The organism is Nitratireductor basaltis, from assembly GCF_000733725.1.
GTDB lineage: Bacteria > Pseudomonadota > Alphaproteobacteria > Rhizobiales > Rhizobiaceae > Chelativorans > Chelativorans basaltis.
In genome coordinates, this window is record NZ_JMQM01000001.1 from 291,796 (window position 1) to 307,669 (window position 15,874).

The 15,874-nt window shown below is 57.0% G+C and carries 13 protein-coding genes; 8 read left to right on the top strand and 5 right to left on the bottom strand.

Translation table 11 applies throughout. The features are described from left to right. Positions 1-32: 32 nt before the first annotated feature. The gene (locus EL18_RS01360; protein ID WP_036479002.1) at positions 33-512 is read right to left on the bottom strand and encodes a hypothetical protein; all 480 of its coding nucleotides are present in this window, start codon (positions 510-512) and stop codon (positions 33-35) included. Between the two features lie 4 nt (positions 513-516). Continuing rightward, positions 517-1,323, bottom strand: a complete 807-nt coding sequence (locus EL18_RS17195; RefSeq protein WP_051913640.1) for a response regulator transcription factor — start codon at positions 1,321-1,323, stop codon at positions 517-519. Between the two features lie 786 nt (positions 1,324-2,109). Between EL18_RS17195 and EL18_RS01370 the strand changes: the two genes are divergently transcribed. The 8 genes from EL18_RS01370 (at position 2,110) to EL18_RS01405 (ending at position 11,850) form a co-directional block, all read left to right on the top strand. Next, a complete protein-coding gene (locus tag EL18_RS01370; RefSeq protein ID WP_036479005.1) occupies positions 2,110-3,834 on the top strand; it encodes a hypothetical protein in 1,725 nt (574 codons plus the stop codon). 76 nt (positions 3,835-3,910) lie between these two features. Continuing rightward, complete coding sequence (locus tag EL18_RS01375; RefSeq protein WP_036479008.1) at positions 3,911-5,995, top strand: hypothetical protein; 2,085 nt, start codon at positions 3,911-3,913, stop codon at positions 5,993-5,995. A 113-nt stretch (positions 5,996-6,108) separates the two neighbouring features. Continuing rightward, positions 6,109-8,304 carry a type I secretion system permease/ATPase gene (locus EL18_RS01380; RefSeq protein ID WP_244444566.1) on the top strand — a complete coding sequence of 732 codons (2,196 nt, stop codon included), beginning with the start codon at positions 6,109-6,111 and terminating at the stop codon, positions 8,302-8,304. After that, positions 8,304-9,647 (top strand): HlyD family type I secretion periplasmic adaptor subunit, encoded by a 1,344-nt coding sequence (locus tag EL18_RS01385; RefSeq protein WP_036479011.1) that lies wholly within the window; start codon positions 8,304-8,306, stop codon positions 9,645-9,647. The genes EL18_RS01380 and EL18_RS01385 overlap by 1 nt, the downstream gene beginning before the upstream one ends. 105 nt (positions 9,648-9,752) lie before the next feature. Continuing rightward, positions 9,753-10,430: a BA14K family protein gene (locus EL18_RS01390; RefSeq protein ID WP_152552929.1), complete on the top strand. Its 678-nt coding sequence runs from the start codon at positions 9,753-9,755 to the stop codon at positions 10,428-10,430. A 111-nt stretch (positions 10,431-10,541) separates the two neighbouring features. After that, entirely contained in the window at positions 10,542-10,802 is a 261-nt protein-coding gene (locus tag EL18_RS01395) for a DUF2171 domain-containing protein (RefSeq protein WP_036479014.1), read from the top strand. 177 nt (positions 10,803-10,979) lie between these two features. After that, a complete protein-coding gene (locus tag EL18_RS01400) occupies positions 10,980-11,276 on the top strand; it encodes a hypothetical protein (protein WP_152552930.1) in 297 nt (98 codons plus the stop codon). Between the two features lie 121 nt (positions 11,277-11,397). Next, on the top strand, positions 11,398-11,850 hold the full coding sequence (locus EL18_RS01405) for a DUF411 domain-containing protein (protein ID WP_036479021.1): 453 nt from the start codon (positions 11,398-11,400) through the stop codon (positions 11,848-11,850). 60 nt (positions 11,851-11,910) lie between these two features. Here EL18_RS01405 and cueR read toward each other — a convergent pair whose 3' ends face one another. The 3 genes from cueR to EL18_RS01420 all read right to left on the bottom strand — a co-directional run bounded on the left by cueR (position 11,911) and on the right by EL18_RS01420 (position 15,773). Next, the gene (gene cueR, locus EL18_RS01410; protein ID WP_036479024.1) at positions 11,911-12,297 is read right to left on the bottom strand and encodes a Cu(I)-responsive transcriptional regulator; all 387 of its coding nucleotides are present in this window, start codon (positions 12,295-12,297) and stop codon (positions 11,911-11,913) included. Then, positions 12,294-14,780 (bottom strand): heavy metal translocating P-type ATPase, encoded by a 2,487-nt coding sequence (locus EL18_RS01415; RefSeq protein ID WP_036483642.1) that lies wholly within the window; start codon positions 14,778-14,780, stop codon positions 12,294-12,296. The genes cueR and EL18_RS01415 overlap by 4 nt, the downstream gene beginning before the upstream one ends. A 132-nt stretch (positions 14,781-14,912) precedes the next feature. Next, positions 14,913-15,773 carry a DUF305 domain-containing protein gene (locus tag EL18_RS01420; RefSeq protein WP_036479035.1) on the bottom strand — a complete coding sequence of 287 codons (861 nt, stop codon included), beginning with the start codon at positions 15,771-15,773 and terminating at the stop codon, positions 14,913-14,915. Positions 15,774-15,874: the final 101 nt, after the last annotated feature.

Here is a 15,874-nt window from a genome sequence, read left to right on the forward strand (position 1 = left end):
TCGGTCTGTCACCGGCCCAATGGACATATGGATCACATCGGTATTTTTCGTTCTTCGATGAAATCCAGAATTCCTTTATTGATCTCGACCACCTCCCGCACAGTCGTCTCGATCCGTTTCAGTTCCTCATCGTCGAGCATCTCCATCTTCCCATAGCGAAGCGTATCATTGAAATCAGCGATGCGCATAAGTTGGGTGGCTTCGATCTCCCCGTGTTCGTCGAACGAGTAAATGCAGTGATTGTATTTGTTGCGGACCTTCGCGGCTGCCTTCATCCGGCTCATCAGCGGCACAAGACTGTGCCGGATCTCCGGTTCCGTTCCATCCAGTTTCAACAGGCGTTCGACGAGATCGAAGCGGGCACGCGAGGTGTTCAGCGTGAGGAATGTCACCACGGCGACGTCTTTTCGCCCTCCCATGAAGAAGGAGAGAACATAGATGAGCAGGCTCTCGGTGTTCGTCCAGGCATAGTTCAATCTGCCAATCAGCAGTAATATCTCATCGTTGCGCATGGCATCACCGCGCGTATCGTTCCTCGCTCTCGTCGACATCGCGCAGAGCGGTGTGACGTGGGCGCGGAGCGCTTTGCCGGAACTTTGCAGCCGCCTGCGTGCGATTTGTCACGCGCAACTTTGCGAGCAGATTGTGCACGTGCACCTTCACCGTGTGCTGCGACAGCGCCATGCGGTGCGCGATCAGCTTGTTCTGATAGCCTTGCGACAGCAGTTCGAGCACTTCCTGCTCGCGATGCGTCAGCTTTGCGAGTTCAGGTGCCGGGGCAAGCTCCATGTCCGCGATATCATCGCCATCAGGGCGCGCATCCGTTTCCTGCTCGAATGGTTGCATCGGAGATGTATCGCTCTCTTCGTGCAGTTCTCCATGGCGGATCGGCAAGTACTCACCGCCGTGAAGCAGCAGCATCACGACCGACAGCCAAACCTCAAGATTCAGCGTAAGCGGCAAAATCCCCTGCAGCTGCCCGTCCTGTAGCATCTGCTCCACTTCATCGCATACCGATGCCATGTCATGAACGATTATGGCGATAGGCGTGTCGCCGAGCCTCCGGCGCCAGGCGCTGACCGTGCTGCGGGTATCGCAGTCCCTGCCGATATAAAGAAGTACGAGCTGAAGTGAATCGCTTGGCGATGAAGCGACATCGGTAGCTGCGCCCAAGCTGATGCGACAACCATCAATGTGTTCATCAAGGGCATGCGCCAACCCCTGGAAGAGGGTCGATCGTGGCGCAACAAGCATGATCAGATTTTCGTTGTCTGCGACTAATCCATGCTGCGTATTCGCGGCGTTGCTCTTCCCGTACAGCATGACGTTCTCCTAAACACCCACATACATCGTACTGCAACCAACTCAGTAGTTAACAAGATATTAACAGCACAAGCGTGACTCGCGCGTGATTTTTTTAGGTAAATCTATACGTTGCTTACTAAATCTTTCAGGGAAGAGGTGTAGCCGGGAGAGGGCACATGAGTGGAATAATTGTCCGCCGAAAAGGTTTTTTGTGATACAAAATTGCGACCGAGAACGCTCTCTGTGAATTTTGTTACTCCGCAGGTTGGGCGGCGAGTTAGCCCGATGCGGCTTTCTACCTGAAGTTAATCCTCACTCCATTACGCGAAAAAATATAAGTCACATAGTTTACTTTATTACCCAAGTGTACCGTAAAGTACGGTTTTCATAAGTTATTGAAATATAGATTGAATGTGTCTTCGTGCTTGATCGCTATTATTTGTGCGCCTGGCAGCTCATGACCCTGCGCCCGGTTGTAGGGTCGTTTAAACCGGTTTTCGATCCAACATGTAGGCCGCCGCATAAACGCCTCATGCGCACCACCGCCGGCCAAGCTCATGTGAGCCTGATAAATTCCATAGTCTTGTTGAGTGCGGCATTCCCCGAATATCCGGCATTCGCTAGCACTATCTGACTAGCCTTCATTGCTAACTTTAAGAAGCTTCACGAAGCGGTGATCCTCACTTCCGCAAGCCATGGCCCGGGAGGGGCCGGCTCCAGCCGAGCTGCAGGCACCATGTCTTCTTAACAGATGCGTGAAGGCGCTGCCTGTTCCGCTCACAGCTTCAAGTGAGGAATGGAACGATGGAATTCACCAATTCGGCCGTGAACGGCCCTCAGAACGAAGACTCCCTGAATGACAATTCCAATCAGGGCAACGATCAATCCAACCAAGGTAATGCGACGGATTCGAACAACGATAACTCGACGAACGATTCCAACAACGACAACTCTACTGCCGACTCCAACAACGACAATTCCACCAACGACTCCGGAAACGACAACTCGGACAGTTCGGCGACTGATTCCAATAACGACAACTCTACTGCCGACTCCAACAACGACAACTCCACCAACGATTCCGGAAATGACAACTCGGACAGTTCGGCGACTGATTCTAACAACGACAACTCGACGAACGACTCCGGCAATGACAATTCGACAAACGATTCCGGCAACGACAACTCCGACAATTCGAACCAGGGCAATGCCACTGATTCCAACAACGACAACTCGACGGATGTTGATCTCGATGTCGCCCTCACGGACTCGCTGAATGACAACTCGAACCAGGGCAACAACACAGACTCTGGCAACGACAATTCCACCAGCGATTCGGGAAACGACAATTCGAACCAGGGCAACAATACCGATTCCAACAACGACAATTCGTCAAATGACGACAATTCGACGGATGTTGATCTCGATGTAGCCCTTGCGGACTCGTTCAACGACAATTCCAATCAGGGCAATGCCACGGATTCGGGGAACGACAACTCCGACAACTCGAACCAGGGCAATGCCACGGATTCGAACAACGACAATTCCGACAATTCGAACCAGGGTAACACGACCGACTCAAACAATGACGCGTCGACCAACGACTCTGGGAACGACAACTCGACCAATGACTCGGGGAACGACAATTCTTCCGACGATTCACGCACCTGGCAGAACAACACTGCCTATGCGATGGGCGAGGACATGACGGATTCGTTCAACGACAGCTCGGACAATTCGTCCACCGACTCCGGGAACGACAATTCCGACAATTCGACGAATGACTCCAACAACGACAACTCCACCACGACCGACTCCAACAACGACAATTCGTCTAACGACGACAACTCCACGGATGTCGATCTTGATGTGGCGATTGCGGACTCGTTCAATGACTCGTCCACGAATGACTCGAACAACGATAGTTCGGACAATTCAACGAACGATTCACACAACATGGCGAATTCTCACAACGACAATTCGCAGATGACCGACTCCGGCAACGACAATTCGAACAACTCGACGAACAACTCCAACAACGACGCTTCCACTCACTTGGATCTGGATATCGCCTTGACGGATGCGTTCAACGACAAGTCGGTGTCGGATTCCAACAACGACTCCAGCCAGACATTTGGTGAGATCGATGTGAACTTCGAAAACGTCTTCAATGGCGCTTTCGGTGGCGGCGGCGGCAACGCTGCATTCGCAGTGAGCCAGGTCGCCGATATTGTCGACCACGACAATCTGCAGAACTTCCAGCAGAACAACGGTGGAAGCTTTAATACCCAGGCCTATGCCGACAAGGCTGATGTAGCTGGTAGCTGGGACGGCGTAGGTGGACAGAACTCCACCGGTGGGCACAACGATACCGATATCACGGCTATCGCTGATGCACGGGCAACCTCCAACGGTACGGCCTTCACCATGGAAGTCGTAATGGGTGCAAACCTGCAGCAGAACGCATTCGACGCAACGGTCGTCGGTGGTTCAATGGACGACAATTCCACATCCGGCGACAGCATCTGATCGCCACTGCAAGAAAGGCCCGCGCGAATCCGCGCGGGCCGCATCTTTTTCAGCGTAATCCTCCGGGAGGCCCGCCTTGTTTACTCCTAGTGACCATATCACCGAGGTTGTGGCCCATTTTATCGGCTTGTTTCACGTCGGCGTGGAAGATCTGCGTTTCCGCTCGGATTATCATGATTTCAGACGGAAAGAGGCGGCGCAGAAGGAAGATCCCGCTCCCGAAGCAAGACCGGCACCATTCGCCGAAAAACTGCGGCTTGATCCCTATGGCGAGGAGAACAACTATTCGCCTCCCGATTATAAAACCTATGAAGGCCAAGGCGATCTGAAGATCACGATAGAGCTCGTGAATGTCGATCTTCCGCCTGTGCCAGAAATTTTGCCTCCCCAACCCCATAGCGGTGCATTGCCCGCCTTCGCAGATCCGGAACTCGAGCCGTTCTACGAGCCACCAGGCTCCACGATCATGTTCGTGTCACAGATCCACCGGCTGCATGACGATGATGTGTTGGTGGTTGACGGTGAAACGGAAGGACCGGTCGACAGAACAGCCTCGCATGATGAACTCGAAAGCCTGGTCCTGCAGGCGATTTCCGTCTCCGCACCAATCGCGGACGCAACAAGCCTCCGTCCGGTGGGAGAGGTCGAGGCCATTTTCCGTGAAGTCACCGAAGCTGCACAGTTCTATGAGGAATTTCATTTCGAGCATATGGGGGATGTCCATGTCGCTCATGGCGCCGGTGTCGAGGGGCAGCACATAAACGGCGTGGCAAGTGATGAAGAGCCCGATCTTCTTCTTGAGATCGAAGCGTTGCAGGGCGCGGATGAAGGCGAAGATGATGCGTCTCTCCTTTCCGTCGCTTCCGGCGATGAACTGTCGGCGGGATCCGAGACGCCAGGTGTCACCGTGACCGCTGACGAGGGCTCTGCTTCCATCACCATCGACGCCTCGAAGACTCCGATGAGCATGGATATCTCAAGCGGCGGCAATGTGAGCATCAACGAGGTGACGATCATTAATGCGGGGCTGGCACCCGGCTCGCTGATCGTCTCGGGTGACTACCGCGCCATAGACGCAATTGTTCAGACCAATGTCCTGCGCGACAATGACAGCTTCGGCGGCGAATTGGCTGCCAGTGCTGCGGCTTCCGCCAAGACAGTTCAACCGGGTGGGAATATCGTCAAGAACATCGCGAAGGTCACCAACACCGATTACGAGACCCATACGGGCGCGCTTTTCTATGAAGGTGAGGCGCAGCCAACGTCCTGGAATGTCAGCTATTTCGACGATGACATGTATTTCATGGACTGGATCAGCCAATACTCTTTCACATCGGACCATGACACGCAGGTACTCACTTCCATCGGTACCTGGACAAACTTCTCCACCGGCGCAAACGAAGGTTACAACAGCCTGAGCTTCACGGATATCGGCCGGTTCTATGACCTCGTGGTCGTTGGCGGATCAATCTATGACGGCAATATCATCAACCAGACCAATATCCTGCTCGACAGCGACGTGATTCATGCGGGCGGCACGGGCTCAAATTCCGTGAAGGTCGACAGCGGTCACAATCTGCTTTGGAACGAGGCGTCGATCCTGAATATCGGCGCTGGCAAATGGCAAACCGGCTTGACCGGGCATTACAAGCAGGCTGCGGAACATCTGGCCGGTGGCAACAACAAGATGCCGGATGGATTCAACAGCGATCCTGCCTTCGCAGGAATCGCGGCCATGGATGTTCTCTATATCAGGGGCAACGTGTTCGACCTTAGGGTGATCGAGCAGATCAACATAGTCGGTGACGCGGATCAGCTGGCGATACATCAGACAACGGTCGCAAATATCGAAGGCACCAGCTGGTCCGTATCGACCGGCAGCAATGTGCTCGCCAACAAGGCTGCCATTGTCGACTACGACATGGTCGGTCAGATCGCGCAGGTCGGTGGAAAGATCTATTCCGACGCCGTGCTCGTGCAGGCAGAGCTGGTGGATGTTTCCGTCGACCAGTTCTCCAATCCGGCAACCAAACTCGCAAACGAAGTTGTCGCGTTCCTCGATGTGACGGAGGAGCCGAACGTTGATGTCGAGCTTCCGGCCATCCCGACGGGCATCGACACGATGAGCAACAATGATGTGCTGCAGACCATGTTGGCCTGACGGCGACCAGAGGCTTGAGAATGATGGCCTTCAAAAGATCAGAGATGCCCATGACGTCCGCGGAGGAGCCGCAAGGGCGGGCGCTGGGCGAGGCAGAGGGGGTTGCTGAAAACATGGCCGAGATAGACGCTGCCGTACGCGAGCTCAACGCATTGGCAGGAAAGGAGGGGGGGACGGAGAAAGGTGACAACCATGCTGCGGCTCCCGCTCCAAGATCCGAGACTGCGAAGGTCTATCGCCTGAAGCCGGAGCAACCGGGCGCAGCAAATCCTGCTTCTTCCAATGCAAACGGGCCTTCGGAGGCGCGGGGAAGCGAACCCGTACGAGCGCCGCATGTCGAGCGTTCCGCACCGCCGCACCAGGAAACCGCGCGCGCCGAACCGAAGCCCGACACTGTCTCGAGAGATGACAAGTTCGTTCCTCCCCAGAGGGAAAAACGAACTGGACCGCTTATCGACGGTGACACCGGGCCGCTTTCGCGCGCGCCGAAGCCCGGGCAGGGCAATGGTGGTGGCGGTGGATCCGGGCGTCCCCCCACGGGCGGCGGAGGCAATGGCGGACCGTCGGGCGGTTTTCAAAAGCGCGTCGAGATGCCCGACTTCGCCGTCTCCTACAAGAGCGGCCTCACGGCAGTGCGCAAGAACATCGTCGTGGTGATGCTTTTTACCGTCATGACGAATGTTCTTGTCCTGGCGATCCCGATCTATCTTTTCCAGATTTCCGACCGGGTACTGACCAGTCGTTCTGTCGACACGCTGGTCATGCTGTCAATCGTGGTCGCCGCTGCAGTGGTTCTGCAGATGGTGTTCGATGCCATACGGCGCTTCATCCTCATGCGCACCGCAGTCGAGGTGGGTGCCCAGCTGGGTGCGCCGATCCTTGCTGCAGCGGCGCGCACCTCGTTGAACGGGACTGCGCGGGATTATCAGGTGCTGGGCGATCTGCAGCAGATCCGTAGCTTCATCACGTCGGGAACACTGCTTTCGTTTCTGGACGTGCCGCTGGCGCCTCTGTTCGTTTTGGCCGTGTTCCTCATCCATCCGCATCTGGGAACGATAGTCATTGCTTCGTCGATTCTGTTGATGTGCATCGCAATGGTCAACCAGCGACTGACTGCACAGCATTTCGCAGAGGCCAACGGCTTTCTCAGCCGCGCCACGCTTCACGTCGACTCCATGTCGCGCAATTCCCAGATCATCAATGCGATGGCCATGATCCCGGAGGCAGTCAAAATCTGGGGGCGGGACACGGCATTTTCCCTGAAGTCCCAGGTGAGGGCGCAGGATCGAAACATCGCGCTTGCGAGCATCTCGAAGTCGTTCCGCCTGCTCACACAGGTGAGCATGCTCGGCTGGGGCGCCTATCTGGCCATTGACGGGCAAATGACCGGCGGCATGGTCATTGCGGCATCGATCATTGCAAGCCGGGCCCTGACACCCATCGAGGGCGCGATCGAGGGCTGGAACAGCTTCACGCAATTCCGTGCCTCCTTCCAGCGGGTGCGCGCGCTTCTGCAGTCCTCGCCTTTCAACTTCCAGCGTTTGCTCCTGCCCGCACCGCAGGGTCGGCTTGATGTGGATCGGGTCCTCTATGTTCCCCCGCCGACGAAGAAGGTCATTCTGAACGGCATTTCCTTCACCCTGATGCCCGGTGAGTCACTTGCGGTTATCGGCAATTCGGGTTCGGGGAAGACGACGCTCGGCAAGATGCTGGTCGGGTCGATCCTGCCAACCTCGGGCAATGTGCGACTGGATCTCATGGATCTGCGAAATTGGGACCAGCGGCAGTTCGGCGAAAACATTGGTTACCTGCCGCAGGACGTTCAGCTCTTTCCCGGGACGATCAAGGCGAATATCGCGCGAATGCGCGACGATGCGAGTGACCAGCAGATCTATGAAGCAGCCGCGCTTGCGGATGTACATGAGATGATCGCGTCGTTCCCGCAGGGTTACGAGACTTTCGTCGCCGGTGACGGGTCGCCGCTATCCGGCGGCCAGAAGCAGCGCATTGCCCTTGCGCGGGCCTTTTTCGGTAATCCGCGGCTGGTGGTTCTGGATGAGCCCAATTCGAATCTGGACAGTCCGGGCGAGGTTGCGCTGGCGAAGGCACTTGCTCACGCAAAGAGCCAGAAGATCACCGTGGTGACGATCACGCAGCGCACCTCCCTGCTCAATCACGTGGACAAGATCCTTGTCCTGAATTCGGGAACGGTGGCGATGTTCGGCGAGCGCCAGCAGGTGCTTCAGGTGCTGACTGGAAAAGGACAGGAGCAGGGTCAGGTGCCCGGAGCTCCTCGGGAGGGGAACTGATGGGTGGAAAACAGCTACAGAGAACCGACGTAAATGAATGGTATGCCGAGGTACCGCGCTCGATCCGAAAGCAGACGATTGTCGGACTGGCCTTGATGATGCTTGTGGGCGGCGGGTTTGGCGCATGGGCGGGTTTCGCTCCGCTCGCCTCCGCCATCATCGCGCCGGGAAGCTTCGTTGCCACGGGCAAGAACAAGATCGTCCAGCACCTGGAAGGTGGTGTGATCGAGGAAATTCTGGCGCATGAAGGTGATACCGTGCGCGAAGGGCAGGAGCTGATCCGGCTTGATGAAACCGCCGCTCTGGCCAATGTGCGCCAGCTTGAACTTCGACAGTTGCGGTTGCAGGCAATGCTGGCACGTCTGAAGGCACAGGCGCATGGAGATGAGGTTTATGATCCGCCTGAGGCGATCGTGAAAAATCTGGCCGATGCCGATATTGCCGCAATCCATAACAGCCAGAAAGAGATATTCTCTTCAGCCCTGATCAAGCAGACGAACCAGGTCCGCCTTCTGGAGGAGAACATCCAGGCGCTCACTTTCCAGCTTCAGGGCATTGACGCTCAGGTCGCCTCGATGCGCCGGCAGCAGGAAATCCTGACGGACGAGTTCAATTCAAAGTCGAGCCTGCTCAAGAAGGGCATCGTCACCCGCTCTTCCATCAGGCTTCTGGAGCGCGCCATAGCTGATGCCGATGGCGACATCGTGCAGCTTGAATCCGAAGGACGCATCGCCCAGACACAGATTGCAAAGTACCGGATGGAGATCGCGCAGGTTCGCGATGCGGCGCAGAAAGCAGCCTATGACGAGATCCAGGCCGTCGAGGCAGATCTCGACACGGTGCGAGAGCAGATCCGCAGTGCGCGTGCAGTGTTGGGGCGCACGTCGATACAGGCGCCGGTCACCGGCATCGTCATTCGAAGCTATTACCATACTTCCGGTGGCGTGATTGAAAGCGGCAGGGCGATCATGGAAATATTGCCTTCCGACGAAGCCCTGATCATCGAGGCGCAGGTCCCGCGCATGCAGATCGACGAAGTGCGGGTTGGGCAGGCCGCGTCAATACGGCTCAGCGCTCTCAATCAGAGAACGACACCGGTGCTGGAAGGGGAAGTGATGTATGTTTCTGCCGATGCAGTCACAGCCTCGGCGACTTCGCCCGCAAAAGACATCTATATTGCCCGGGTGGAGATCCCGAACGAGCAATTACAGCGCGTGAAGGGCTTCGCGCCCACGCCCGGCATGCCTGCAGAGATACTCATCCAGACGCACGAGCGCACGTTCTTCGAGTATCTGGCCAAGCCCATAACAGACAGCATGGCACGCGCATTCCGCGAATATTAGTCGGTTTGCCCTGCGCTATGGCTGCAGAATGATGATTTGCCACGAAATTTTCGGGAACGGAAAGCCCTTGCCATCATTTTGCCTCAACAGTGCAAGGAGGGAACCGTGAAGATCTTGATGGCAATTATGGGCGGCTTCATCGCGTCCTCTACGGTCTTCGCCAGCGGCGCTGCACTTGCGATCTACATGCTGGCGACAGAGACCGTCGATCCCACCAAAGATATGGGACCGCAGTCGGGTGTGCCGTGGACGGTAGAGCCGAAGGTGGTGAAGAAGAACAAGAGTGAAGGCGAGCGCGAGGTGGCCTCCGCGGATGAGGATCAGGGTCGCGTTTCTGCAACATTGGTCGCTTCAGCCAGTGCCTCCGAAGGGCCCGAGGACATTGATGCGATGCAGACAGCCTCTGTCTCGCAGGATGCACGGGAAGAACAGACGGGTCCCAATCCTCAGCTGGTTGCAAAACATGTCGCCTGGTGCGACCGCAAATACCGTTCCTATCGTCGCTCCACCAACAGCTACACGCCCTATAGTGGCGGACAACGCGAATGCGTTTCACCATTTACAGACGAGATCAAGGCGCAGAGCCTGAACAACCGGGTGGTGGCTGCAGCAGACACGGGAGCGAATTCGGTCGCCCAGTTGTCGCAGGCCCAACCTGTGCAGCGCAGCCGCAGCCAGGCGGTGGATCACATCAAGTCGTGCTTCGAGCGCTATCGCTCCTACCGTGTCGCTGACAACACGTACCAGCCCTATGGTGGCGGTCCGCGCAGGCAATGCCGCTAGACACGTTTCCCAGCTCCTCCTCCTCCGCCGCACCTTCATGGTGCGGCGTTTTTTTCAGGATCGAACTTCGCGCGAACGCGTTGTGCACCTACCAGATATGAGGAGCAGAAAATGGTCGACAAATCACAGATCAAGGAACACGCGGAAATCATTGGCGCAGATGGTGCGCATGTCGGTACAGTTGATCGCGTGGAAGGCGATCGCATCAAGCTGACCAAGGCTGACAGCGGGGAGGGCTCGCATGAAGGTCATCACCATTTCATCCCGCTCAGCCTGGTTTCCGAAGTTGAAGGTGAAACGGTGCGCCTGTCGGCAAATGCGGATGTCGCGGTCAGTTTCGAAGCTGAATCCGATGGCCGTCCGGCCCACTGAGACGCCTTGATGACGTTCCGAGGGCCCGCTTTTGCGGGTCCTTTTTCATCATCAGGGTCGCAGTCTTGCCCCATTTGTTGCTAGCTTGCATCTGATACTGTTCCTTCAAAGGATCCGGGCTTGCTGCAGCGGCTGATCTTGATCGTCGTTTTCTTATTCGCCGGAACGGTTGCGCCCATGGCTGCAGCCACAGTTGGCGATCCGTACGGTTTGATGGCCGAATGCCCGGCAAGTGCGCATCTTCCCCCGCCTGCAGATTGCCATGTCCAGATTGGTCAGCAGTTCCATGAGCGCGAGGGCCATGATCCCGCCGCGGCCGATAGCTGTTGTGGCGGTGTCATGTGCAGTGCATGGCTTTCATTGCGTGCTCTTGCACCGGATTACCGGCAATCCTCCCATCACGTACCGGACGATCCGGTTTCCTTCGAACTCGAGAAGTTGAGCGCAGATCTGGAGCGCCCACCGCGGTCCTGAGATGCGGAGCCCGCATTTGGTGCGGGATCCTCAACATCAGCACGCTGAAGACTGCACCATCGGCTCCAGCCGAGATACTCTTCAGTTCACACAGCTTATCCATTTCGATTGGAACCACGTCATGAAATTGAAAATGCTCCTTGCAGCTATTGCTGTTGGCGCTGCTGGCCCCGCACTGGCATCCGAAGCGGTGATGACTGTCTTCAAGACGCCGAACTGCGGGTGTTGTGTCGCATGGGTCGAGGCTCTTGAGGAAGCCGGCTACTCCATTGAGGTGCAGGATCTCAACGACCTGTCAGTGATCAAGAAGAATGCCGGCGTCAGCGACGAAATGGCATCGTGCCATACTGCGGTTCTGGAGGAAGATGGACGCAAATATGTCGTTGAAGGCCATGTGCCGCTCGAAGCTCTAGAGAAGCTCCGCCTGGAACGTCCGGAGATCCGTGGCGTTGCCGTGCCTGGCATGCCGATGGGGTCGCTCGGTATGGGTAACGATCCCTCCGCACGATATGATGTGCTGGAACTCTCAACCAAGGCCAACGCGCCCGTTTTCATGAGCATTGGAGACAGATAGCCACAAAGCTGCCTATCGCCATTGCAGAAGTGGCGCCGGGATGTCGGCGCCACTTTCTCTTTACGCTTCAAGCTTCTTCAGTATCGGGCAGTTGGGACGGTGATCGCCCTGACAATTGTCTGCAAGCTCACTGAGCACACCGATCATCTGCTGCAGCTCCTCGATCTTCGTCTGCAATTCCGCGATATGTTCCAGCGCCACCTGTTTCACCTGGGCACTTTCGCGGTTCTTGTCCTGCCAAAGCCCAAGAAGAAGCGCTATCTGCTTCACGGAGAAACCGAGATCGCGTGCGCGGCGGATGAAACGCAGCGTGTGCACGTCCTCGTCGGAATAGACCCGATAGCCTGAGGATGACCGCTCTGCAGCCCGGATGAGGCCTGTCTCTTCATAATAGCGGATCATCTTGGCCGATACGCCCGATGCATCTGCTGCCTGGCCGATATTCATGGGCGTTCTCCTGCCGCGAGCGGTGCCTCGTAGCGTTTCAGCCTGAGGGCGTTGCCCAGAACGAAGACGCTCGAGAGCGCCATCGCGCCAGCAGCCAGCATCGGTGAGAGCAAGGTGCCCGTTACAGGGTAGAGCAGGCCTGCGGCAACCGGGATCAGACTTGCATTGTAGGCGAATGCCCAGAACAGGTTCTGCCGGATATTCTTGATGGTTGCCTGAGAAAGTCCCAGGGCATTGGCGACACCGCGCAGATCACCTGACATGAGGACCACGTCGGCGCTTTCGATTGCGATATCCGTGCCTGTTCCGATTGCAATGCCGATATCGGCTTCCGCGAGAGCTGGCGCATCATTGATGCCGTCGCCGACAAAGGCCAGGACACCATGTTCCTCGCGCAGGCGCTTCACGGCGTCCACCTTGCCGTCAGGAAGTACCTCTGAAAGCACTTCATCAATGCCAAGTCGGCTGGCGATGGCCTTTGCAGTGTGCCGGTTGTCACCGGTTACCATGGCCACCTTCAGACCGAGCTTGTGAAGCGCATCGATTGCGGCCGGACTCGACGGCTTTATCGGATCCGCAACAGCCAGGATCGCAGCGAGTTTGCCGTTGACTGCTGCATAGAGCGGTGTCTTGGCCTCGCCAGCCAGCTTTGCGACGACGTCAGCATATGGGCTGACATCTATGCCAAGCTTCTCCATCAGTCTGTCGGCACCGATATTCACGTTTTGCCCGTCGATCATGGCTTCAATGCCGAAGCCCGCGATTGCGTTGAATGTTTCGGCCTGATTAAGTGGAATGTCCTCCTTGCGCGCAGCCTCCAGGATTGCTTCTGCAACAGGATGCTCGGAACCGGCCTCGGCAGATGCGATAAGCGACAAGAGCCTCGGGCGATCGTGCTCCGCGACAATCTCGAAATCTGTCAGGGCAGGGCGCCCAAGGGTGATCGTGCCCGTCTTGTCCAGCGCGACAATGCCGGTGGAGCGCAGGCTTTGCAGAGCGTCGCCATTGCGGAACAGCACGCCCAGTTCCGCGGCCCGTCCCGTGCCGACCATTATAGAAGTCGGGGTGGCAAGGCCCATTGCGCACGGACAGGCAATGATCAGAACCGCGACCGCGTTCACCACCGCGAATCCCAGCGCAGGTTCAGGACCGAAGATCAGCCATACCAGGAATGTTGCCAATGCCGCAGCCATGACCGCTGGCACGAACCATGCCGTGACCCTGTCGACCATTGCCTGGATGGGCAGTTTCGCGCCCTGCGCCGTCTCGACCATTTTTATGATCTGCGCCAGGACGGTATCGGCACCTATCTTTGTTGCGCGATAGGTGAAGCTTCCTGTCTTGTTGATCGTGCCCCCAATGACCTCGTCACCCTCTCCCTTGGAAACAGGTGCGGCTTCACCGGATATCATTGCCTCGTCCACGAAGGACGAACCGGTAAGGATCTCACCATCTACAGGAATGCTCTCCCCGGGGCGCACACGGATGACGTCACCCACTACAACGGCATCAAGCTCGGTTTCGATGAATTCGCCATCACGCTCCACCCGGGCGGTCTTTGCCTGCAGGTTCATGAGACGCTTGATTGCCTCGCCGGTGCGGCCCTTCGCACGCGCTTCAAGCAGACGACCCATAAGGATCAGCGTGATGATCACGGCGGATGCTTCAAAGTAAATGTTCGCCGTACCCGCAGGAAGCACGCCGGGTGCGAATACCGCCACGGTCGAATATGCCCAGGCTGCAGTCGACCCCAGAACCACAAGGGAGTCCATGTCAGGCGTCAGCCGGATGAGGGAAGGCACGCCTTTCCTGTAGAAACGCAGACCGGGACCGAACTGCACGATGGTCGCAAGTACAAAGTAGAAGATGTAGAGGGCATGCCCGAATGTTCCTCCCAGCCAGCCATGCATGCCGGGTATGAAATGGGAGCCCATTTCAAGCAGGAATAGAGGAAGTGTGAGAACCGCCGCTGTCAGGAAGTCGCGTTTGAGGCGGGAGAATTCGATCTCCTTCTTGCGCGCACCATGCTCTGCAGCGCTGCGGACATTGTCCTTCACGCGTGCATCGTAGCCTATCGAAGCCACCGCATCTTGGAGCGTCTTTGCCGTGACGTTTCGTTCGGTGTGGACGCTGGCGCTTTCTGTCGCGAGATTGACCGAGGCACCAGTCACACCGGGGACTGCAAGAAGAGCCTGCTCGACCCTGCGAACGCAGGATGCGCACGTCATGCCGTCAATCTCCAGGATTACGGAGTCCTGAGGCACCTCGTAGCCTGCGCTCCGGATCGCCGCGATGACGGAAGACCGGTCTCCCGTTGGCGCGATTTCCACTTCTGCGGCTTCGGCCGCCAGGTTGACCGATGCTTTGACGACACCCGGCACGCGGGCGATTGCGGTTTCCACCCTGCGCACGCAGGAAGCGCAGGACATGCCCTCAATCGGAATGTGTAGATGTGCATCTTCGTTTTGTAGTTCTGCACGCATATTCATAGGAACTGCCTTACCGCGATGTTGAACTACACCAACAGGTAAGGCTTCCAATGGTGGTAAGGTCAAGAGGCAGGATGCGGATTTTGCGGCTGTGCGATCCTGGCCGGGTCAGATCGCGCGGAAAAATCAGGAACTACAGGCATAGTAGCCGGTGTAGCCCACCCTCAGCCCCTCACTGAGCTCGAATACAAGTTCTGCTTCCTTGCGCGGGTCGTCATCTTCGTCGAACGGGCCGACCGTGATCGTGATTCCGTCCGATGCGAATTCTTCTGCTGCATCCGCACGGCCTTCATTGCCTTCGAGCGACAGGAGGACGCCGTTCAGTTTAGCCGCCGCGCCGGCACCGTCGCCGGTCGTCCAGAGAATGGGCTCACTCTCCTGGCTGCGACGGAATGTGCAGCGTTCTCCAGCCTGGAGCACCTCGTTGGCTTCATCCTCCGGCATGGGCGCAAGATCGAGTGAGGCTATCTGGACACGGTTCAACGCATCTTCCACCGTGCCTGGCTCCGGTGCCGGGTCCGTGTAGACTTCCCGCACGACATTTCCGTCATCCAGATCTTCGATGAGATAGGCCATTTCCGCGATTTCACGGCGCTGGGCCGCACTGATTTCGTCAGCCAGCTTGCGCACCCGCGCGTCCTCGATCTGCGCTCGCTCCGAGGTCATGATTGCGATGGAGTGGTGCGGGATCATCGCACGCATGTAGCTCTCCCCGCTCACCGTCACCTGGCTGCGTACGAGCCAAAGCGCACCGGCAAAGACCACTGCAGAACCCACAAATATGGCGATGTTCAAGGCCCTGTTCTTGTACATGCCAAGCATGAAGGCCAGCATGATGATGGCCATGGTTGCACCCATGACGATGGCCATATAGGTGCGCGTCTCGCTGAAATACACATGTTCGAAAGCGTAGGTGTTCAGATACATCAGAATGAACATCACCACGGTGGAGGTGAGGATCATCAGTGCAAAACGAACATAGGACATTTGGATGGTCTCCCGGTTCAACCTCATGCGGATGCGGGTGGCGGAAGTTGCTGACGGTGCAAGGCTTTTCACCTGCTGGATGCTCAAGGTGCAACGCGAGG